At 57.9% G+C, this 20,014-nt stretch carries 17 protein-coding genes; all 17 read right to left on the minus strand.

What is annotated here, in order from left to right; translation table 11 throughout:
- Positions 1–22 precede the first annotated feature (22 nt).
- On the minus strand, positions 23–619 hold the full coding sequence (locus tag RAK07_RS06700) for an MBL fold metallo-hydrolase (protein ID WP_305732060.1): 597 nt from the start codon (positions 617–619) through the stop codon (positions 23–25).
- A gap of 115 nt (positions 620–734) precedes the next feature.
- On the minus strand, positions 735–1,121 hold the full coding sequence (locus RAK07_RS06705; protein ID WP_305732061.1) for a response regulator: 387 nt from the start codon (positions 1,119–1,121) through the stop codon (positions 735–737).
- A gap of 46 nt (positions 1,122–1,167) precedes the next feature.
- A complete protein-coding gene (locus RAK07_RS06710; RefSeq protein WP_305732062.1) occupies positions 1,168–2,610 on the minus strand; it encodes a flagellar assembly protein A in 1,443 nt (480 codons plus the stop codon).
- Positions 2,611–2,624: 14 nt separating this feature from the next.
- Positions 2,625–3,236: a CheR family methyltransferase gene (locus RAK07_RS06715; protein WP_305732063.1), complete on the minus strand. Its 612-nt coding sequence runs from the start codon at positions 3,234–3,236 to the stop codon at positions 2,625–2,627.
- A 110-nt stretch (positions 3,237–3,346) separates the two neighbouring features.
- Complete coding sequence (locus RAK07_RS06720) at positions 3,347–5,467, minus strand: chemotaxis protein CheA (protein ID WP_305732064.1); 2,121 nt, start codon at positions 5,465–5,467, stop codon at positions 3,347–3,349.
- Between the two features lie 54 nt (positions 5,468–5,521).
- Entirely contained in the window at positions 5,522–5,887 is a 366-nt protein-coding gene (locus RAK07_RS06725; RefSeq protein WP_305732065.1) for a response regulator, read from the minus strand.
- Between the two features lies 1 nt (position 5,888).
- Complete coding sequence (locus tag RAK07_RS06730; protein ID WP_305732066.1) at positions 5,889–6,245, minus strand: STAS domain-containing protein; 357 nt, start codon at positions 6,243–6,245, stop codon at positions 5,889–5,891.
- Between the two features lie 17 nt (positions 6,246–6,262).
- Positions 6,263–8,056, minus strand: coding sequence for a methyl-accepting chemotaxis protein (locus RAK07_RS06735; RefSeq protein ID WP_305732067.1), 1,794 nt, complete (start codon positions 8,054–8,056; stop codon positions 6,263–6,265).
- 20 nt (positions 8,057–8,076) lie between these two features.
- Entirely contained in the window at positions 8,077–8,475 is a 399-nt protein-coding gene (locus RAK07_RS06740) for a response regulator (protein WP_305732068.1), read from the minus strand.
- Between the two features lie 74 nt (positions 8,476–8,549).
- Complete coding sequence (locus RAK07_RS06745) at positions 8,550–9,017, minus strand: cytochrome P460 family protein (RefSeq protein ID WP_305732069.1); 468 nt, start codon at positions 9,015–9,017, stop codon at positions 8,550–8,552.
- A gap of 39 nt (positions 9,018–9,056) precedes the next feature.
- On the minus strand, positions 9,057–10,358 hold the full coding sequence (locus tag RAK07_RS06750; RefSeq protein WP_305732070.1) for a two-component system sensor histidine kinase NtrB: 1,302 nt from the start codon (positions 10,356–10,358) through the stop codon (positions 9,057–9,059).
- 19 nt (positions 10,359–10,377) lie between these two features.
- Positions 10,378–10,893 (minus strand): response regulator, encoded by a 516-nt coding sequence (locus RAK07_RS06755; RefSeq protein ID WP_305732071.1) that lies wholly within the window; start codon positions 10,891–10,893, stop codon positions 10,378–10,380.
- A 61-nt stretch (positions 10,894–10,954) separates the two neighbouring features.
- The gene (locus tag RAK07_RS06760) at positions 10,955–12,595 is read right to left on the minus strand and encodes a methyl-accepting chemotaxis protein (RefSeq protein ID WP_305732072.1); all 1,641 of its coding nucleotides are present in this window, start codon (positions 12,593–12,595) and stop codon (positions 10,955–10,957) included.
- A 118-nt stretch (positions 12,596–12,713) separates the two neighbouring features.
- On the minus strand, positions 12,714–15,605 hold the full coding sequence (locus tag RAK07_RS06765; protein ID WP_305732073.1) for an MCP four helix bundle domain-containing protein: 2,892 nt from the start codon (positions 15,603–15,605) through the stop codon (positions 12,714–12,716).
- A 39-nt stretch (positions 15,606–15,644) separates the two neighbouring features.
- On the minus strand, positions 15,645–16,157 hold the full coding sequence (locus tag RAK07_RS06770) for a chemotaxis protein CheW (protein ID WP_305732074.1): 513 nt from the start codon (positions 16,155–16,157) through the stop codon (positions 15,645–15,647).
- 207 nt (positions 16,158–16,364) lie between these two features.
- Positions 16,365–18,053 (minus strand): sigma-54-dependent Fis family transcriptional regulator, encoded by a 1,689-nt coding sequence (locus RAK07_RS06775; protein WP_305732075.1) that lies wholly within the window; start codon positions 18,051–18,053, stop codon positions 16,365–16,367.
- Positions 18,050–19,936, minus strand: a complete 1,887-nt coding sequence (locus RAK07_RS06780; RefSeq protein WP_305732076.1) for a PocR ligand-binding domain-containing protein — start codon at positions 19,934–19,936, stop codon at positions 18,050–18,052. Before RAK07_RS06780 ends, RAK07_RS06775 begins: the two co-directional genes overlap by 4 nt.
- Between the last annotated feature and the right edge of the window lie 78 nt (positions 19,937–20,014).

The raw sequence follows: 20,014 nt of genomic DNA on the forward strand, positions 1-20,014 counted from the left end.
CTTCGTTGGTAGTATGCAGTCGTTATACCACGTTGCTGTTTCTTACGTTTTTCAGGGTTTCAAGAATAATGGACTGTACATCATGGGTAAACGGTTCGTCATGCCCGGGGTAGACCAGGTCGATGTGCCGTTGTGAAAGCTTCAGTAGCGACTGAACGTAGTCCTGGGTGTATTTGCCGCCACTGCTGCGGATACGCAGTTGGGTGTCACCGGAAAAGAGCAGTTTCTCTGCCTGACAGTAGAACGCTATAGAGTCTGAGGAATGGCCCGGGGTGTGGATTACCTCAAGATAATCGTCACCGGCCCGGAGAATCTGTCCCTCGTGCAGCAGGTGGTCCACGCCGGGACCATCAACCCAGGCGTAAACCCGCGCACCATAGCGCTGCCGGAAGAGGTCGGCCGAGGCGGCATGGTCAAAATGGTTGTGCGTCAGCAGAACCTGTTCCACCGGCACCTTGCCGCAACCGGTGGAGATCCGGTCTATTTCAGAGAAGGTAAAATCGTCGGTCCCGGGATCAATCAGGGTATTTACATCGTCCAGTTGATTCCAGTCCCCCAGCAGGAGGTACGAGCGACAGGTGTAAACCTTCGGGTTTCTTGTCAGTTGAAATACCCGCATGATACTGGCGCCCCGTGGTCGGTAACGTCTCAAACGATCTGTTGAACAGCAAGTATATCGCTGCTCAGCACACCTGCAAGACGAACGGCAGAACATATTGAATGGTGAACTGCGGTCAAATCAGATGGTGTTTTTGCAGCAGTTCGACAAAGGTCCGGCGCATGACCGGCTTGGGAAGATAGTCGTCGCACTCGCCCTGAATCAACGCCGAAACCATGTCATCAGGGTCGCTGCTTGCGGTTACCATGAATGCGGTTGCGCGAACTGCCTGCTTTTCCGCCTCAAGAGAGCGTATCCGCTGCATGGCTTCGTGACCGCTCATGGAGGGCATGCTGATATCCATACAGATCAGATCAAAGGGGCTGCCCCCGTCGATGGCCGCCGTTACAGCGGCAATGGCTTCCTTTCCCGAAGCCGCGGTTGACACTACGGCGAACTCTTCAAGCATTACTTGCAGTATCTCCCGGTTTATCTCCTGATCGTCAACTACCAGTGCTTTCATTGCTACTCCAGTCCTGATGAGGGTGCGCGGAGGAAGAACGGGGCTCTCAGGCGGCGTTCTCCCGTTGTGCCTGCAGTACGAACGACTGCTCGATATCGGCGGCCCTGAATTCGAGGCCGGTCATGCCCAGGTAGCGAAAGCCGCCTTCAAGGGTGTTTTCTATGATGGTAAGGGGGCCGTCCCGCTCCTCCTTCACCTGTTCACTGAGGGTACCCAGGACAATGGTGACTCCCTCGTAGAGGTGCTTCCTGACGTTCACCTTCGGGTTACAATTTTCGTAGACCCGCGAGCGTATCTCCTGAATCTGTTTGGTGATGGCCAGTTTGCGGACACTGAAATCCATGGGGTTCTTCAGGGCTGCCGGCGAAGAGCTGAACTGCTCGATCAACTGCTTCAGGTCATTGAACAACTGGTTGATTTCAAAAAGGTCACGATGATGAGCGCCGGCAATGACCCGTGTCTTGAGCGATGTAACCGTACCGAGCACTGCGGTCTCAATACCGCCAAGGGCAACGCTCTCGCCGCCGGCCAGTCCTCCCTTGGCGACTTTGATGGCGCCCAGGCAGTTGATGGTACAGTTACGGATTTCGACTTCGGCAGTGACCGTGCCGTCACATTCGATGGCGGTATCGTACAGGAAGTTGGCATTCAGATTACCACCGCAGACAATGGTACCCCGTCCCTGGCCGTTCATGCCGCACACGGAGATGTCACCCTGGGATTTGATGGTACAGGCACCGACGTTACCATGAATCCTGATTCCCTTGTCGGCCTGCACCGAAAAACCGTCCAGTACGTCACCCTTGATTTCCACGAACCCCTTGAACTGGATGTTGCCAACCTTAAAGTCGACATCGCCGGAGACGGTATAGAGTTCTTCCACCGATATATCGGCTTCCTTGCAATAGATCCGCCCGGTGGCGGTGGCGAACAGCGAGACTCCGTCGTCATCCAGGCGGACATTCTGGCCGATCTTTACGGACAGGGGGACGCCGGCCTGCGGCGGGATGGTTTCACCATGGATGGTCATGCCGGGAGTGCCCGGCTCGGGCGCCATGATGGTTCCAATCAGGTCTCCCGGATCGACGTTGAGAAACACCTGGACCTGGCGAAAGTCAACCTGATTATCATTGTTCCCGGCGTCGCCCTCCTCCGGTGCGGGAGGTTGTACGGCCAAGTTGATGAAACCGTTTCTTCCAACCACCATCGGTGTTCCCACGGCCAGCAGCAGGTTGGAAACTGCGGTGCCGGTGGCGGCTGCATGCAGGAGTCGCTGCAGGCTCTCCTGCTGAATTCCTTCGAGAATTTTGTACTGCCGCAGGAAACCGGTCAGATCGGTTTCGGTCAGAGGAGCCCCCCCAAGACCGGAGGGGGCATAACTGCACCAGCATTCAAGCCGGTTGGGGGTGATTTCAAAGGAAACGGTGTACCCCTGGCGTTTTGCCTGGAGTACAATCGTTTTCTGCGGTTCTGCAGACGGTTCGCTCATGGCGCCTCACCACCTCAAGCATCTGATTTTCTGAACAGTTGTGCATCCGGCGTTACCTGCTCGAAAAGTCGGCTGATCTCCGCTGGAATCTTCTGGGTGTTTTCGGTCGCAAAATAGCCACCTGGTGCAAGACTGCGGTGATACATTTTCAGCACTTCAATACGCTGCTCATACGAAAAGTGCAAGAGGACGTTTTTGCACACGATGAGGGAGTAGTCGGAACCAACCGGCTGGAGCTCCAGCAGATCGTTGTATTTGAAAAAGACCCTGTTGCGGATTCTGTCAATAACCTTGTGATATCCGGGTCTTTTGGCTGATTCTTCAAAGTATTTGGTGAATATTTCAGAGGGAATGCGCTGTAATTCTTCGGTTTTGTATTCTCCAGCAGTAACGATGTCACCGAAGTTGTTTTCCCGGTCATAGTCCGTGGCATCCAGGTACAGGGTGTTGAATCCCATTTCTCCCATCCGTTCCGCAAACAGGATCGCCAGGGTATAGGGTTCCTGTCCCAGCGCGCAGCCGGCATCCCATACCTTGATGCGCAGCCGCCCCAGGGCCAGCTTCAAGGTAGCCTCAACAGCGTATTCAAGAACCGGCAGATCGCGAAAGAAAAAAGTGAATGCCATTGCGCGTCAGGCAGGGAAGGGGGGAGAAGAAAACGAGACACCCGCCGTAGCGGATGCTGCAATGTACTCTCCTCCGGCTGGCTGCAGTATGGTTGCGGTCATGAGTGTGGTCATGCTTTGGAGAGCTCGGCGGCACGTACCAGCACGCCCGGGTCAAGGATCAGGGCAACGGTACCGTCGCCCAGGATGGTGGCGCCGGAGATGCCCTGCACGTCGCGGTACAGCTTGCCCAGGGATTTGATGACGGTCTGATGTTCGCCCACCACGTCGTCCACCACGAAACCGACCCGGCTGTTGCCGACCGACAGAATGACGATCTGCTCGATGTCCGGCTGATGTTCGGTGATGCAGAACTGCTCGCGCAGGGGGATATACGGGATAAGTGCCCCCCGCACGTTGGCCAGATGTCTGCCGTGAGCCGCTTCAACATCGGCTCTGCTCAGTTCGACGCACTCCTCGACCATGGAAAGCGGCAACACGAAGAAGCTGTCGTCCACCCGGACCAGCAGGGTTTCAATGATAGCCAGGGTCAGCGGAATCTTGAGGGTAATGACAGAGCCTTTGCCGGGCTCACTGTTGATATCAATAGTACCCCTGAGGGCTTCTATGGCCTTCTTGACCACATCCATGCCGACACCGCGTCCGGAAACGCTGGTAACTTTCTGTGCCGTGGAAAAGCCGGGCGCAAAGATCAGGTTATAAATTTCCCTGTCCGGCAACTCGGTGGCGGCGGTAATCAGACCGCGTTCGACCGCTTTTGCCCGGATACGTTCCTTGTTCAGGCCGGCACCGTCATCGCGGATGGTAACCAGCACGCTGTCGCCGGAATGTTCGGCTCCCAGATGCACGATCCCCTTCGGTGACTTGCCGGCAGCCTTGCGTTCTTCCGGCATCTCGATGCCGTGATCGATACTGTTACGGATCAGGTGCACCAGTGGATCGTTCAACTTTTCAATGACCGTCTTGTCCAGTTCGGTCTCGGCGCCACTGGTTTCAAGGTCAATCTCCTTGCCCAGTTCCGCGGAAAGATCCCTGACCAGCCGCTTGAACTTGCTGAAGGTGGAGCCGATCGGCAACATCCGCATGGTCAGGGTGGTGTCGCGCAGTTCGGCAATCAGCCGTTCCACCTCTTCGGCAATGGCAATCAGGTCACCGTCGTTGCGTGTTTCAGCGGTTTGCGAGAGATGGGCCTGTACCGTGACCAGCTCGCCCACCAGATTTACCAGGTGGTCCAGGCGTTCCGCCGGTACCCGGACCGAAAGCGCGGTGTCGGCGGTAGGGGAGGCGACCGCTTTTTCCTGTCGGACCTGCCGGACCTGCTCTTGCTCCTTCAGTGCCGACTCGACCTTTGACGCCGGAACGATGCCCTGCTCAACCAGTATTTCGCCGAACCGTTTCTGCATGGAGAGGATTTTCTGCATCTCCACCGGCGAAAGGTCACCCCGTTCCACCAGAATGTCGCCCAGCTTCTTGTAGTTCTCGGAGCTGGCCGCCAGGGAACAGGTGTCGTTGATCAGGTCTATCTTCAGTTCGCAATCGTCCTCGACGAAGATGAAGACATCCTTGACCGCTTCCAGTCCGCTGGTGGTGGTAAGAATGATGTCCCAGTACATGTAGCAATGTTCGGGAGTCAACTCATGCAGCAGCGGGATGCTATCCAACTGGGCAATGATGTCGCAGTGCCCAAGATCGCGCAGTTCGTTGAGCAGTGCCGACGGATTGGTTCCCCGCAGCAGCACATCGGGTTCAGGCTTGAAGCGAATGCGGAAGGTACGGTAGCACAGCGGTTCGTCGGTCGTTGCGGAACCAGGCCCCGTTTCGGCAAGGATTGGTCGTTTTTCTTCCTCCGGCAGCAGCGCCTGCAGGCCGGTGATGATCTGCCGTCCCCGGTTTTCATCGGCGGGCGGGCCGCCGGCGGAAGCCGCCAGCATGACGGAAATCTGGTCCCGCGACTGCAGGGTCAGGTCAAGCAGGGTTCTGGTAACCCGCATCTTTCCGTTGCGCACCTGGTCGAAGACGGTTTCCACCTCGTGCGTAAAGCGGGCGATGTCGTCGAAACCGAACATTGCCCCTGAGCCCTTGATGGTATGCATGGCCCGGAAGACCCGGTTGATCAGATCGCTGTCCTCTGGCTGTTCCTCCAGCTCAAGAAGGGAGTTTTCCAGCTCGGCCAGCAGTTCCGTAGCCTCTTCGCGGTAGGCGGCGATATGTTGTTCCTGAGGTGATGACATACATGAACCCCGAAGGTCCGGGGACCGGGAGCAAATCTGCGCTGGTCCGGCCTCTTAACCGAGAACTTTCTTCACAACCGCGATTAACTGCTCCGGCTTGAACGGTTTGACGATCCAGCCGGTGGCGCCGGCAGCCTTGCCTTCCTGCTTGCGCGACTCCTGGGATTCGGTCGTCAGCATGACGATCGGGATGAATTTGTTCAGGGCACTGGCGCGGACGCCCTTGATCAGGCCGATACCGTCAAGGTTGGGCATGTTCAGGTCGGTGATCAGCATGTCCACCTTCTGGCCGTTCAGCTTGGTCAGGGCATCCTTGCCGTCCACCGCCTCAATCACGTCATAGCCGTTCTGCTTCAGGGTAAAGCTCACCATCTGCCGTACGCTGGCCGAGTCATCGGCCGTCATGATCACTTTTGCCATATCAGTTTACTCCTCTACACCAGATACAGGTGATGTCACTATTGTATTTACAGACGTCGTAGCCCTGCAGGCCCAGGCTGCTGATCGTTGTTTGTACGCACGCGGGTATTCCGCCGGAGAACGCGAACATTTTTCCTGCACAGAGGGCGGTGTGACAGGCTGAGCAGATCAGTTGGATGCCGCACAGGTCTATTTCCTCAAGAGAAGCGGCGTCCAGTTTTACCGTGGCGGCCTGAGGGAGCTGTTCCGTGAGAAAGGCACGGAAACCGGCCACGGTATCGATGGCCAGCCTGCCGCCAATGGTGACGAGTATCTGACCGTCATTGCCGAACGTATGAGAAACGGTAAGGTCGGACATGGTGGGCCCCGCTGCCTTCAGAATAAATCGACATTGTCCCCGAAGCCGGAGCTTCCGGCGCCCTGGGACTGTGAGCCGTGCAGTTTGACCACGGCTCCGTGACGTGCGGCCATCATCTCGTGGATCAGGCGTTCACTTTCCATGGTGTAGCGCTGTTCCATATGCCGCAGGTTGGAGCTGAACTCCGCACTGGCCGGCACCAGCCTGCGCGCTTCGCGGTAAATCTGCTCCAAAACGGTCTCCGCTTCGTGGGCCAAGCGAGTGGCCTCTTCGTGGACATGCACTCCGGCGGTGAGGGTCTCGATCTCCTCCGACAGCCCGGTTGCGGTGGAGGTAAGGGAAGCCAGGCGGTCGTGAAGGGTGGCGGTAATCCTGCCCAGACGACTGATGATCTGCTCCGCTTCATGCTCCATGATGGCGACCTGGCCGAGGGAGTGCTGCTCCGCTTCACTCTCCTGCCGGATATCCACGGTAATGGCGTTGATCTCCCTGAGGGTTGCCGAAACCTCTTCGGTTTGAATCACAGCGTCAAGCGACAGGCGCTTGATTGCTTCAGCCAGCACCCCCAGTGCCGCCCCCTCCGGCCCCGTATGGGCGGCCTTGATCTGGGCGTTGAGCGCGATCAGGTTGATTTCCGAGCCGACTGCCTCGATATCACTGACAAAGCCTGAAATCTGGGCCGTGGTGGTGGCCACTTCCGCCATGGCTGACGCAAGCTGCTGGTCGGCGGCGGCGCACCGGTTGAGGATGGTGATCACGTCCCGCATGTTGCGCTGCATGGCGGCAAGCAGCGTGGTGTCGCCGGAACCGGAATCCCCCATCAGTGCCATTTGCAGCTCCTGGCTGACCTGACTTTGCTGCGCACCGATGCTGCGGATGCTCTCCAGGATCGCCAGGGTCGCCCTGGCGAGCTGGTCAGCGGCATGGTGGGTCTGGGCCGCCTGCAGTTCGCAGACATCGCCGGTTTCAGATACCAGGGAGGTGCAGGCATCATTGTTCAACTCGTCCGGCTTGGCGCAGGTGTGTTGCCGCAGTTTTTCCAGGGCTTCAATGACATGCTCAATCTGCTGGCGGGTAATATCATGGAACTGCATGGAGGAAACCACGGAGGCAATTTCGGCGGCAACTTCCGCGGCAACTTCACGGGCGCGGCTGCCGACCTGGGTGCAGGTCTGATTCAGCGAGAGTACGGTATCAATGCCGGAACCGATGTCGGAGAGAATGCGGGTGGCATCGGCGTGCTGCACGGCGCCGGCGGAGCGGACCTTGTCCAGGTTGTCCTGAATCAGGTTTTCCAGAAACTGGCGCTGCGCCATGATACCGGCTGATTTTTCGTTGACAGCGTGGGACAGCTTTTCGACATCCAGCGCCAGGGTGGTGAAACCGGCGCCCAGTTCGCCGATCCGTGCCGATTCGATCTTGGTAGAGATGGAGAGCATCCGCAGTGCCTTGTCCATTTTCTGGAATCCCTCCAGCGGCTGCACCACGGTGTCGAGCTGCGACAACACCTGTTCGAGGATATGGCTGCTGGCCTCCCCCTGGGCACGAACCCGTTCCAGGTAGGCCTGCATATCGGCAAAGAGCTGGTGGAGTTGGGCGGTCAGTTGGCGGCTCTCGTCACCGGAAACCAATTCAACCAAGTCGTTGGCTGCAGAGGAGATACTGCCGGAACGGAGAGCAAAGTTCTGCAACCGTTCGCCGAGCTGGAGAAACTGGTCCTCGGTTTCGCCGGCGAACCGTTTCAGGACGTGCAGGGGCGGCTCAAGTCGAGTATGCCACTCATACAATTGTTGACAGGTTGTCTGGGCCATGGTGGGGGTCCTGTACGTAGTTACTCTACGAGTCCGAGGGTGCGCAGCTCGCGCATCAGTTTCGCCTTGCCGATCGGTTTGACGATGTAGGCGGTGGCACCGACATTGTAGTAGGCGTCGAAGACCGTTTTCGGGTCGTCAAGTGCCGTGGTCATGATCACCTTAACTTCCAGGTTGGGAGGAACCCCCAGCTCCCGTTCCATCTCCCGAATGGCCCTGAGTGCTTCGCTGCCGTTCATGCGGGGCATCATGATATCCATGCAGATCAGATCGTAGGGAGCCTTGGCATCGTGCGCCAGCTTGAAGGCAGTGACTCCTTCCTGTCCGTCGACAGCGATCTCGATATCGAAATGGGGGGCAAGCAGTTCCCGCAGGATCTTACGGGATATGAAATCATCTTCGACAATCAGGCATCTCACGGCTGCTCCTCCTCGGCTGTCCAGCGTGGCAACTGCGGTACGGGCAGTATAAGGTCTTTTAATCGGGTGTCAATCTACTTAAAATCTGCAATTCCTGAGAAAACGTAGTCCCGGGCGGCAGCATCCTTCAGGTGGCATTCAAAGCAGTTTTTCACCGGATCGAGGCCACTCGGTTTGCCGTGGGCGGTGTAGCCGGCATACAGCCAGCCGCCGGTGGATTTGTACCGTGCGTTCTTCTGCATCAACACCACCATGTTCTTTGATCCTTCAACAGGGCCGGTCGGTGTGTCCTTAATAGTAAAGTGTTCTATAACGATCCGGCTTCCCTCCGGAAATTTATTGCCGGCCCGGTAGCCCTTCATGGCTTTGGCGTCGGCATAGATGTAATGGATGCCATAAAAGAGGGACTTTTTGTCGTTATCAACCTTGCGGACCGATTTCTGCCAGTTCAGATACCCTTTGGGCAGGGGAGGGGTGCCGGCCGCCTGCACGGTGACGGTCGACATGAGCAGCAGGCAGGCAAACAGGGACAACAGTTTCATGGCCATGATCTCCTCGTGACAGTTAGATGGGATTGGATACTAGCAACAGATTCCGGCATTGTCACCAGGATTGAGCGGACAGGAAGGTTGAGCTGAGGAACCCTCTGCGGGATCGTTGCCCGCCAGCGGCAGATGAATGGTGACCGTTGTTCCCTCCTGCACCCGGGAAGCGATGGTGACAGTCCCGCCATGCTGCCTGACAACACCGTAGACCAGGGAGAGTCCCAGTCCACTGCCTTTGCCCACCCCCTTGGTGGTAAAAAAGGGGTCAAACACTTTGGGCAGAATATCGGGGGTAATACCGCAGCCGGTGTCAACCACACGCAGTCGTGCGTAGGGAATGGCGGGAGTCAGCCCCAGTGATGCGGCCGTCAGCTCGTCGAGCACCACCCGGTCGGTGCTGATGGTCAGTTCTCCCCCTTCCGGCATTGCATCGCGGGCATTGACCGTGAGATTGATCAGAATCTGTTCGATGACTCCCCGGCCAAGATTCACTGCCAGCGGCCGGTCCTGCAGGTCGAAGCGTATGGTGACCTGCTTACCGGCCAATTGGTGGAGAAAAGCGTCGAAGCCTTCCACTTGATCGCCAAGGCAGACCCGTTCCGGGGCCGTCTCCTTTTGTCGACTGAAAGCCAGCAGCTTGCCGGTAAGTTTCGAGGCGCGCAGCGCGGCATCGACGACGGCCGTCAACTGCTCATGGGCGGGGGTCGCGGGGGGGGTCTGCAGCAGCAGCATGCCGCCGTATCCCAGGATGATACTGAGAATGTTGTTGAAGTCATGGGCCACGCCGCCGGCCAGGATACCGATGGACTCCATTTTCTGGGAATGCCGGAGCCGTTCTTCCAGCATTTTCTGGTCGTGGATATCGTAACAGGAGCCCAGGTAACCGGAGAAGGCACCATCCGGGGAAAAGAGCGGTGCACCGTGATCCCGGATAGTCCGGTACTCGCCATCGTGACGACGCAGGCGATATTCCATCACAAACGGCTGACGGCGGGTAAAGGCGGCCAGATAGGTGTCCTGGCAACGCTGAACGTCGTCGGGATGCACCCCTTCTATCCAGCCGTTATCAAGCTCTTGGCGAAGTGTCCGACCGGTGAAGGTGAGCCAGGTGGTGTTGAAGTAGTCACAGTGTGCGGCATTGTTCGCCCGCCAGATCAGGGCGGGAAAATTTTCCAGCAGGGTCAGGTAATAATCGCGGGTTTTGCGAAGCTCGTCCGCCTGGAGACGCATGATCGTTTCGGCCCGCACTTTTTCGCGTTGCAGTGCCTCTTCGAGGTGTTTGATCCGGAGCAGCAGCGTGTGCCGCTCCGGTTGCCGTTGAAGGGGGGAAGGAGTCATCACGGCCTCCTGGGCATGCTCATGGTGTCCCGGTAAGAGTTCTGATGCGCTGCAACTCCTCGAACTGCTCCTGTACGAGACGGTTCAGACCGATAACCCGCTCCTCAAGCTGCAGCTGATACTGCCGCTCCAGACGTTGGTGTTTCAGATACCCGAGCGCCTTGGTGATACTCCACTGGAGTTGCGGGAGATCAATTGGTTTCAGCAGAATGTCGAATGCATGGTTCCTGAGCCCTTCGACAACCTGTTCGAAATCGGCGTAACCGGTCATCAGCAGAACCGGCAGATTGAGAGAAAGATGGCGAATACCGGTTAAAAGCCGTATGCCATCCATTTCCGGCATACGGATGTCGGTAATGACCAGGTCAATCGTGTCATGTTCCTGGCTCAAAAACTCAAACGCTTCCATGGGAGAGACGCAGGCCGTGACCCGGTAGCCGCAGGACTCAAGGAATGTCGTCAGCATTTTCAGTACCGCGGGCTCGTCATCCACCACCATGATACGTGTCGCGGCTGTCGCATCGTTCTGGGGCATGGTTTCGTTCACCTTTTTACGAGCTGAAAACTGTGAAGCGTGCATAACAGCGCACCAATGACTACAATTTGAACTGCCCCACCAGCCGTTGCAGCTCTTCAGCCTGGCGGGAGACGTTGTCCGCCGCCAGGGCCGTTTCGCTGATCCCCTGGCTGTTCTGGTGTGCCAAGTCACTCAAGTTCAGCACGTTTCGGCTGATTTCGCGGGTAGTGCCGGTTTGCTCTTCGGCTGCGGTGGCGATCTGGCTGATTTGTTCGCTGACCATCTGTACCTGGGAGAGGATGGCCTGCAGTGACGTCTCCAGTTGAGCTGCTTCGGCCGCCCCCTGCTCGGTCCCCTTGACGCCTTCTTCCATGGACCTGATCGCACGTCCCGTTTCCTGCTGGATACTGCGGATCATGTCGCTGATTTCCTTGGTGGCTCTGGTGGTCCGCTCGGCCAGTGCCCGCACCTCATCGGCAACAACGGCGAACCCTCTGCCCTGCTCACCGGCGCGGGCCGCTTCGATAGCGGCATTCAGAGCCAACAGGTTCGTCTGATCGGCAATGTCTTCAATGGTGGCGACGATGGCGCCGATCTGATCCGAGCGTTCCCCCAGGGAGGCAACCATGAGGGCGTTTTTTCTGGTTTCCTCACCCCGTTCGCGGATACCGCCGACCGTATGGGTCACGACCTCGAACCCCTGCCGGGTGGTATCCGCCGCTTGTTGGGCGCCATCGGCCGCAAGGTGGCAGTTGCCCGCAATATCGTTACTGGTTGCGGCCATTTCCTCACCAGCCGTTGCCAGGTTGGTGGATTGTGAGGAGAGAGTGTTGATACTGTCCATCATTTGACGTGAAGTTGCCTGCAACTGGGTTGAGGCCGAGGCGAGTTGCAGGGCTGAAGCGGAAACCTGAGCTATGACGCCGTGCAACTTGGTGATGAAGACATTGAACCATTCGCTGAGTTCGCCTATTTCATTTTTGCCGTGGACCGGCAGTTTTCTGGTCAAATCTCCTTCACCCTGGGCGATATCCCGGATCGAATCGACTACCTCACGCACCGGACCGGTTACCGAGCGCGCTACCACGGTAGCCAGCAGAAACGATACCAGCAGGATAAACACCAGAGCACCGCCGATGCGGATACGAATTTTCTGCATGGCGGCATTGACATCGTCAATGTAGATACCTGTGCCGACGATCCACCCCCAGGGACGGAACAACTCCACATAGGACAGCTTCGGTACTGGTTGTTCATTTCCAGCCTTTGGCCACGCATAACCGACATATCCTTTTCCCTTCTCCCGGCAGACGTTGACCATTTCAACGAATAGGGCCGTACCGTTGGGATCCTTGCTGGTGGAAAGGTCTGTTCCGTTCAGTTCGGGCTTGAGGGGGTGCATAACCATTTTCGGAGTAAGATCGTTGATCCAGAGATAGTTGCCACCATCTTCGTAGCGGATGGTACTGATCTGCTCAAGAGCGGTTTTCTGGGCTTCTGCAAGTGTCAGTGTCCCGTCATCCACCTGCTTTTGGAAGGCGGCCAGCATACTGGTTGCCTGCTGAACCAGGTTGGCGGTGGCGTATTTCTTTTCAACCATGACCAACTCACGTATGTACGGTACCAGCAGCACGTAGGCGACCAGCACCAGTCCCAGCCAGGTTATGAGCGAAAGCCCCATGATCTTTCCGAAAATCCCCAAGTCACGATACGTCTTCATTGGTGCGTGTTTCTCCTTCTGTGGTAGTCATGAAAAGTTCCGAAGCATGACACCCGGTGCGTCGTGATGTCATGCTTCGAACGTGTACGGCATATGAGTGATGTCAGAATTTATGATGTCAGAATTTTTCGAATTCGTCATCCAGGTGGTCTTTTGCTGTGCTTCCCAGGTCGATCTGCACGCCGCCTCCTGTTTTGGAGGGTTTGGCCGCGGTGTGTGCCGGCGGCAGCGACCGTTTCGATACCGCAGGTGCCGACCGGTGGGGAAGGGCACGCTGCATGCCGTGAGTGTCCAACTGGAAGAAGGAGATGGTGGCCTTCAACTGCTCGGCCTGGCTGGTCAGCTCTTCCGTGGTGGAAGCCATCTCTTCCGCTGCCGAGGCATTCTGCTGGATCACCTGATCCAGTTGCTGGATCGCCTTGTTGATCTGGTCGGCACCGGCATCCTGCTCCTTGCTGGAGGCGCTGATCTCCTGCACCAGTTCGGCAGTACGCTGGATGTCCGGCAAGATGGCGGTCAGCATCTGACCGGCAGCCTCGGCAACCTGAACGCTTCTGCCCGACAGTTCGGATATCTCGCCGGCTGCGGTCTGGCTTCTTTCCGCAAGCTTTCTCACTTCGCTGGCAACCACCGCAAATCCCTTGCCGTGCTCGCCGGCTCTCGCCGCCTCAATGGCGGCGTTCAAGGCCAGAAGGTTGGTCTGGCGGGCAATCTCTTCAATGATGCTGATCTTGGTGGCAATCTCCTTCATGGCAGCCACCGTCTCCTGAACCGCCTTGCCGCCCTCGCGGGCATCGGCAGCGGACTTGTTGGAGATCTTCTCGGTCTGGGAGGCGTTGTCGGCGTTCTGCTTGATGCTGGAGGACATCTCCTCCATGGAGCTTGAGACCTCTTCGGCGCTTGCCGCCTGCTCGGTTGCTCCCTGGGATAGGGACTGGGCGGTTGCCGCCAGCTCCTTCCCGCCGGTGGCAACGTCGTCGGCAGCAGCCTGGACTTCACGCACCACCTCTTTCAACTTGTCCACCATGTTCTGCAACGATTCCATCAGCTCATCCTGCTCGCTGCGCTTCTTCAGCTCAACCATCAGGTTGCCCTGGGCAACCAGCTTGGCGTTGGCAGTGATGGAGTTGGTGGCTTCGATCAGCACGTTCAGGTTGTTCTTGATGGCGTTGAAGTCGCCGTTGTAGCTGTCCGTAATGACTTTGGGCATGTCACCCTTGGAGATGCGCTCCACGTACTCGGCAGCCACGTTCAAGGGACCAATCACCGCATCCAGGGTGTCGTTGACACCCTGGACGATCTTGCGGAAATCCCCCTGGTGCTTGGAAGCATCGGCACGGGTGGCAAGTTTGCCGTCAACTGCTGCCTTGGAGAGCAGGTTGGCGTCGGATACCAGGCTGTTCACCGCATCAATGCAGGTGTTCAGGTTGTTCTTGATGGTGTTGAAGTCACCGTTGTAGCTGTCGCTGATTTTGGCGGGAATATCGCCTTTTGATATCTTGTCAACATAGTCTGCAGCCACATTCAGGGGGCCGATGACGGCATCCAGGGTGTCGTTGACCCCGGATACGATCCTGCGGAAATCCCCCTGGTGCTTGGTGGCATCGGCACGGGTGGCAAGTTTGCCCTCAACCGCCGCCTGGGAGAGCAGGTTGGCATCGGCAACCAGGGCGTTGACGGCGTCAATACACTGGTTGAGGTTGTTCTTGATCTCGTTGAAGTCGCCGTTGTAGCTGTCGGTGATCCTCGGCGGAATGTCACCCTTGGAAATGCGGTCCACGTACTCGGCAGCCACGTTCAAGGGACCAATCACCGCATCCAGGGTGTCGTTGACCCCGGACACGATCCTGCGGAAATCCCCCTGGTGCTTGGTGGCATCGGCACGGGTGGCAAGTTTGCCCTCAACCGCCGCCTGGGAGAGCAGGTTGGCATCGGCAACCAGGGCGTTGACGGCGTCAATACACTGGTTGAGGTTGTTCTTGATTTCGTTGAAGTCGCCGTTGTAGCTGTCGGTGATCCTCGGCGGAATGTCGCCCTTGGAAATGCGGTCCACGTACTCGGCAGCCACGTTCAGGGGACCAATCACCGCGTCCAGGGTGTCGTTGACACCCACCACGATCTTCTGGAAATCACCCTGGTGCTGGGAGGCATCGGCACGGGTGGCAAGCTTGCCCGCAATGGCAGCGTCGGATAACATGCCGGCATCCCTGGTCAGGGCCTTGATCGCCTCCACCATGTTGGCCATGGAGGCCATCACGCTGGTGGTATCGCCGCTTTGCAGGCTGATCTCGCGGGACAGGTCGCCACGACCCACCAGGTTGGCGATTTCCCCCACCTCTTTGGGATCGCCGCCAAGCTGCTTGCCGACGATGGCAGCTATGAAGAAGCCGAGACCGATAGAAAGCACCACCCCGATAGTCAGACAGATGGCCATAAGTGTGGTGGCCTGCTTGGCGGTTGCTGCGTTTTCAGCTGCAACCAGTCTCCCTTGCTTTAGTTTCGACTCAACCAGCTTTTCAATGGCATTCTGCTCGTCACGGGAGGCTTTGCCCGCTTCACCATGCAGGAGCGCCAGGGCCTCAGTATTTTTGTTTTCCATGGCCAGCGCCACGACCTTGTCAAGTAAGGGGCCATAGGCAGCTTTGGCCCGCTTGAATTCTTCAAACAGTTTCCGGCCTTCGTCCGTTAAAATAGTCTTTTCAAACTCCGCTGCCTCTTTGTCAATGGTTTCACGCAGCTCTTTGATGCGCCCCTGAAATCGCTTGTTATCTTCAGCGCTGGTGGCGGTAATGATGTCGCGGGCATTTACGCGCAAGCGTTGAAACGCGGTTGCGACCTCACTGATGTTGCCCAAGGGAACGGTAACTTTTTCATAGAGTGTTTTGTCCGCTTTTTCGATCTTGTTGATATCGTAAATGCCGACGCCGCCGATAATGCCGGCAACAATGGCAACCAGCATGAAACCGGTGAGCAGTTTTGCCTTCAGGGTAAGATTGTAGAACCACTGCATAAAAATACCTCCACGATGAGTATGGTCTGTAAAAGCGTGTCAGGCGGTTTCGTCAGCTTCTGCCGCAGTGCCGCCGGTTTGCCGGATGACGCCGATGGTTTCGTCCCCGAAGACCCGATCAATATCCAGCAGCATCAGGAATTGCTCGTTCCGTTTGCCCATCCCCTTGATGAAGTCGGTGTTCAGGCGCGATCCCAGGCGCGGTGCCGCCTCAACCTCGGTCGCCTCCAGCTCCAGCACTTCCCGGACCGAGTCGGCCAGCGCGCCGGCTACGACGGTGTCTCCCTCAACGTTGATCTCCAGCACGATGACACAGGTGTTGATGGTATGCTCCACGGCCGGCATTCCGAACAGCAAGCGCAGATCAACGACCGGCACCACACTGCCCCGCAGGTTGATCACGCCCCGCAGGTAGGCGGGGGTCTGCGGTATGCGGGTGGTTCCCTTGTATTCGAGAATTTCCCGCACCCTGGCAACATCCACCGCAAAGACCTCTTGATCCAACATGAACGACAAGTATTGAGTCGCTTCCAGCACACCAGGGTCCGCCATATGCACTTTTCCCCCTTGCCGTGAGTTTAATGCTCAGGAGTTTTCAATCCGTATGCCAATCTTGACAGAACGATATCGATACGGTCATAGCCTGGATCGACGGAAGTTTTTGGGGAGGTGAAGAAGTGTGCGGGGTGTGCCACGCTGTGGCAAAGTGTGACGCCTTTTATGTGTCATGGCACAGGTGTTTTGCGGGAAGGTGCTCGGTTACGGCTCCAGGTGGCGGTACAGGGTGCGGCGACTGATCCCCAGCAGGCGGGCTGCTTTGGCCTTGTTGCCGTTGCAGCGGCGGATCGCCTCGTGAATACTGAGGGGCGGAGCGGAAAGGGGGGGAGGTGTTGATGGTGGCCGGAAATGGAGCGGCTGGGGATGCAGCAGATCCTGGGGCAGGTCACAGAGGTCAATCCGTTCCGATCTGCAGAGAATGACGGCGTGTTCGACCACATGCTGCAGTTCCCGTACGTTGCCGGGCCAGTGCCAGGAGCGGAACAGGTGCAGGGCCGCGTCCGAAATGCCGCTTACCGGCTTCGAAAAGGCAGCGGCATAGCGTTCAGTGAAGTGAATCACCAGATGCTCAAGGTCGTCCATCCGGTCCCGCAGGGGAGGAAGAGCCAGCTTGACCACATTGAGGCGGTAATAGAGGTCTTCCCGGAAGCGTCCCTGGCGTACCTGCTCCAGCAGATCCTGGTTGGTTGCGGCAATTACCCTGACATCCACCGTAAGAGGGGTGGAGTCGCCCACCCGCTCGAACTCGCGCTCCTGAAGCACCCGCAGAAGCCGCATCTGCATGGCCGGTGAAATATCGCCGATTTCGTCGAGAAAAATCGTGCCGCCGTCGGCTCGCTGGAAGCGGCCGACACGGTTGGCAACGGCACCGGTGAACGCGCCCCGGACGTGACCGAACAGCTCGCTTTCCAGGAGCGTGTCGGAGAGGGCCGAGCAGTTGACCCTGACAAACGGGCGACTGTGCCGGTTGCCGGTGGTGTGCAGTGCTTCCGCCACCAGTTCCTTGCCCGTGCCGCTTTCACCCTGAATCAGCACCGTGCTGGGCAGGTCGGCCAGTGTTTCAATCCGGCTGTAGAGCAGTTGCATGGCAGGACTGGAGCCGACGAGCCTGCCGAACCCCCGGCGGATATGCAACTGGCTTTCGAGTTCCTCGATGCGGCTTTCGTCACGCAACACCAGTACAATGCCGTTGATCGCACCGTCCGGTGTCCGGATGGGGGAGGTGCTCAGGGTTACCACCTGATTCTGTCGGTCGGGACGGAGACAGCGGAATCGTTCAAGCCGTTGCTGAACACCGTTGGCGAGGGAGAGCTGGATGCTGCGCAGGCAGACACCTGCGCAGGGAGGTCGGTCCTCCGGTTTTCGAAGTTTTCCGTCATCCTCGAGAAAACCGCAGATATGACGATAGGAGTCGTTACTCAGACAGACACTGCCCGTGCGGTCCACCATTATGACACCGTCGGACAGGGAGGCGAATATGGCCTGGAGGTCGGCACGGTGCCGTTCTCCCTGCTCCATCAGACGCCGGCGGGTGAGGGCGCGGTGTGCCGCATTCAGCAGTTCATTGGGGAGGATCGGCTTGGACAGGTAGTCACAAGCTCCGAGACGCACCGCCTCGGAGGCGGTTTCCACCTGGGGATGCCCGGTAATCAGTATAACCTGCAGGAACGGCTCACTGGTGACGAGGCGTCGCAGAAGATCAACGCCGGTGGCGGAGCCCAGGTGAATGTCCACGATGGCAATATCGCACTGACGGTGTGACAGACAGTGCAGGGCATCCTCCGTGGAACCTGCGGTATGGACCGTGAAACCGCCGCTGTGCAGGATGTAGCTGAACGTTGCCAGGACATCGCGGTCATCGTCGACAATCAGAACCGTAGGCATGTTCATGGCAGGTGGCCAAGCTCCGCCGAAAGCGTCTGATCGCCGCAGACAGGGAGATGCATGGTGAAGGTTGTGCCGCTGCCCGGCGTGCTGGCAGCCTGGATGGAGCCGTCGTGGCTCTTGATGATGCCGTACACGATGGAAAGTCCCAGGCCGGTCCCCTTGCCCGGCTCCTTGGTAGTATAAAAGGGGTCGAAGATGCTGGTGAGCCTGTCCGGGGAAATGCCAACTCCCGAGTCACTGACGGTTATTCGGGCGTAACGGCCTCGAGAGACAAGTCCCAGCGCAACGGCCTCGTCGGCAGTGAGCTCCACTTCCTCGATACCAATGCTGATCATCCCGCCGTCAGGCATGGCATCCCGGGCGTTGGTGGCAAGGTTCATGATGACTTGTCCCAGTTGTTGCTCATCTCCGTAGACCAGCAGCGGGTCCCTGGGTTCGGAAACGATGACCAGCGAAATATTGGTGCCGATGAGCCGGTCGAGAAAACGCTCCGCCCGGTGGAGAATCATGCTCAGGTCAAGAGGCTGGCGGTTTGCCGGATTTTTTCTGCTGAACAACAGCAGGTCGCGGGTCAGGTGGGCGGCACGCCCGGCAGCCTCCATGATCATTCGCAGGTTATCCTGCTGGGGGTGATCTGCCGGTAAACCCGTCTGAACGATGTGGCCATAGCCGGTAATGACGGCAAGAATGTTGTTGAAGTCGTGGGCGACACCTCCGGCAAGCGTACCGACGGCGTGCAGACGCTCTGCGTGGCGCACCTGCTCTTCCAGGCGCTCCCGTTCCTGCTCGGCCCGTTTTCGGCGGGTGATGTCGCGGGCAACATGAACGCTGGCCCGTACGGAGCCGTCAGGATGATACAGTGGGGAAACCGTGACGTCATAAATGCCATTTAAGAGCGGTTCGTGGATTTCTCCGGAATATTCGGCGGGAGCGGTGAGTACCTGATTGTGGAGGCAGAATGCAGGAGGACAGGTGCCCCCGTGCATGACTTCGAAGCAGTGTCTGCCGACCAGATCGGACGGTGTCGTACCGCATTTTCGGGCCATGGCACGGTTGACCCGCAGAATTTTGTGGTTTGTGTCGATGATGGCAATCAGGTCGGGAACAGCGTCGAAGGTTTGTTCCCACTCCTGTTTGGCCCGTTCCAAGGCTCGCGAGGTGCGGATACGCTCCTGGATCAGTGACCAGCCACGCAGAAAACGACGCATGACGTCCTGCTCCGGTACGGGCGACCTATCGTCGTGGACAGGTTCGGCAGCTGCTGGCGGGACGGGAGTCGTCGGGTCCAGGGAGAGGCAGCGGTCGATATTTTCCATCGCCAGCATCTGTTGCCCCAGAAGATGCGTACTCGTCGCCCCCAGTTTCAGGGAGTCAGTCAGCAGGGCATTGCTGAAAGTCAGGGACGAGATCAGTCGAGCCAGCTTGGAGTAATAACTCATGGCTGTCCGGACCGTTTCCCGACTCCAGCGCGGGACGCGGTCAAGCGCGGTAAGGTATGCGGTTTCATCGTATCCGTACCGCCGTGCCTGGGCACGGAACAGGTCGTAGTCGGGGACTTCGTCATCGTAGAGAAACTGCCCCAGGAAGATAGTGCCGATGTGTCGGTCGCCCAGCATAATCGGTGTGGCGATGTCCCACATATTGTTCTTACAGCGGTAGGCCTTGAAAGTTCCCGGTGTAATGCTGCCGGAAAGTTCCAGATCGCTTTCCAGGCAGTGGCGACATGATTCCGGGTGGGCTCGGTGGAAGGAGACGCAGATATCCTGCCAACCGGTACCAACCAGTACCGTGCCGTTCCGGTCGATGATGCCGATGCCGATGCCGGTCAGGGTGTAGTAGTCGTTCATCATTTCCTGAACGGCGACGGCATCAATCAGATCGGACAACTCAAACTGCTTTGCGTGTTCGGAACATTCGACGGCTGATGGCATGCGAAACCTTTGGTGAGCTCCGGCATAAAGAAG

The organism is Trichlorobacter ammonificans (assembly GCF_933509905.1).
In the GTDB taxonomy this organism is placed as follows: Bacteria; Desulfobacterota; Desulfuromonadia; order Geobacterales; family Pseudopelobacteraceae; genus Trichlorobacter; species Trichlorobacter ammonificans.

Coding starts and splice junctions, on each gene's coding strand:
- RAK07_RS06700 (WP_305732060.1), bottom strand. CDS start 619: ATGCGGGTATTTCAACTGACAAGAAACCCGAAGGTTTACACCTGTCGC.
- RAK07_RS06705 (WP_305732061.1), bottom strand. CDS start 1,121: ATGAAAGCACTGGTAGTTGACGATCAGGAGATAAACCGGGAGATACTG.
- RAK07_RS06710 (WP_305732062.1), bottom strand. CDS start 2,610: ATGAGCGAACCGTCTGCAGAACCGCAGAAAACGATTGTACTCCAGGCA.
- RAK07_RS06715 (WP_305732063.1), bottom strand. CDS start 3,236: ATGGCATTCACTTTTTTCTTTCGCGATCTGCCGGTTCTTGAATACGCT.
- RAK07_RS06720 (WP_305732064.1), bottom strand. CDS start 5,467: ATGTCATCACCTCAGGAACAACATATCGCCGCCTACCGCGAAGAGGCT.
- RAK07_RS06725 (WP_305732065.1), bottom strand. CDS start 5,887: ATGGCAAAAGTGATCATGACGGCCGATGACTCGGCCAGCGTACGGCAG.
- RAK07_RS06730 (WP_305732066.1), bottom strand. CDS start 6,245: ATGTCCGACCTTACCGTTTCTCATACGTTCGGCAATGACGGTCAGATA.
- RAK07_RS06735 (WP_305732067.1), bottom strand. CDS start 8,056: ATGGCCCAGACAACCTGTCAACAATTGTATGAGTGGCATACTCGACTT.
- RAK07_RS06745 (WP_305732069.1), bottom strand. CDS start 9,017: ATGAAACTGTTGTCCCTGTTTGCCTGCCTGCTGCTCATGTCGACCGTC.
- RAK07_RS06750 (WP_305732070.1), bottom strand. CDS start 10,358: ATGACTCCTTCCCCCCTTCAACGGCAACCGGAGCGGCACACGCTGCTG.
- RAK07_RS06755 (WP_305732071.1), bottom strand. CDS start 10,893: ATGCCCCAGAACGATGCGACAGCCGCGACACGTATCATGGTGGTGGAT.
- RAK07_RS06760 (WP_305732072.1), bottom strand. CDS start 12,595: ATGAAGACGTATCGTGACTTGGGGATTTTCGGAAAGATCATGGGGCTT.
- RAK07_RS06765 (WP_305732073.1), bottom strand. CDS start 15,605: ATGCAGTGGTTCTACAATCTTACCCTGAAGGCAAAACTGCTCACCGGT.
- RAK07_RS06770 (WP_305732074.1), bottom strand. CDS start 16,157: ATGGCGGACCCTGGTGTGCTGGAAGCGACTCAATACTTGTCGTTCATG.
- RAK07_RS06775 (WP_305732075.1), bottom strand. CDS start 18,053: ATGAACATGCCTACGGTTCTGATTGTCGACGATGACCGCGATGTCCTG.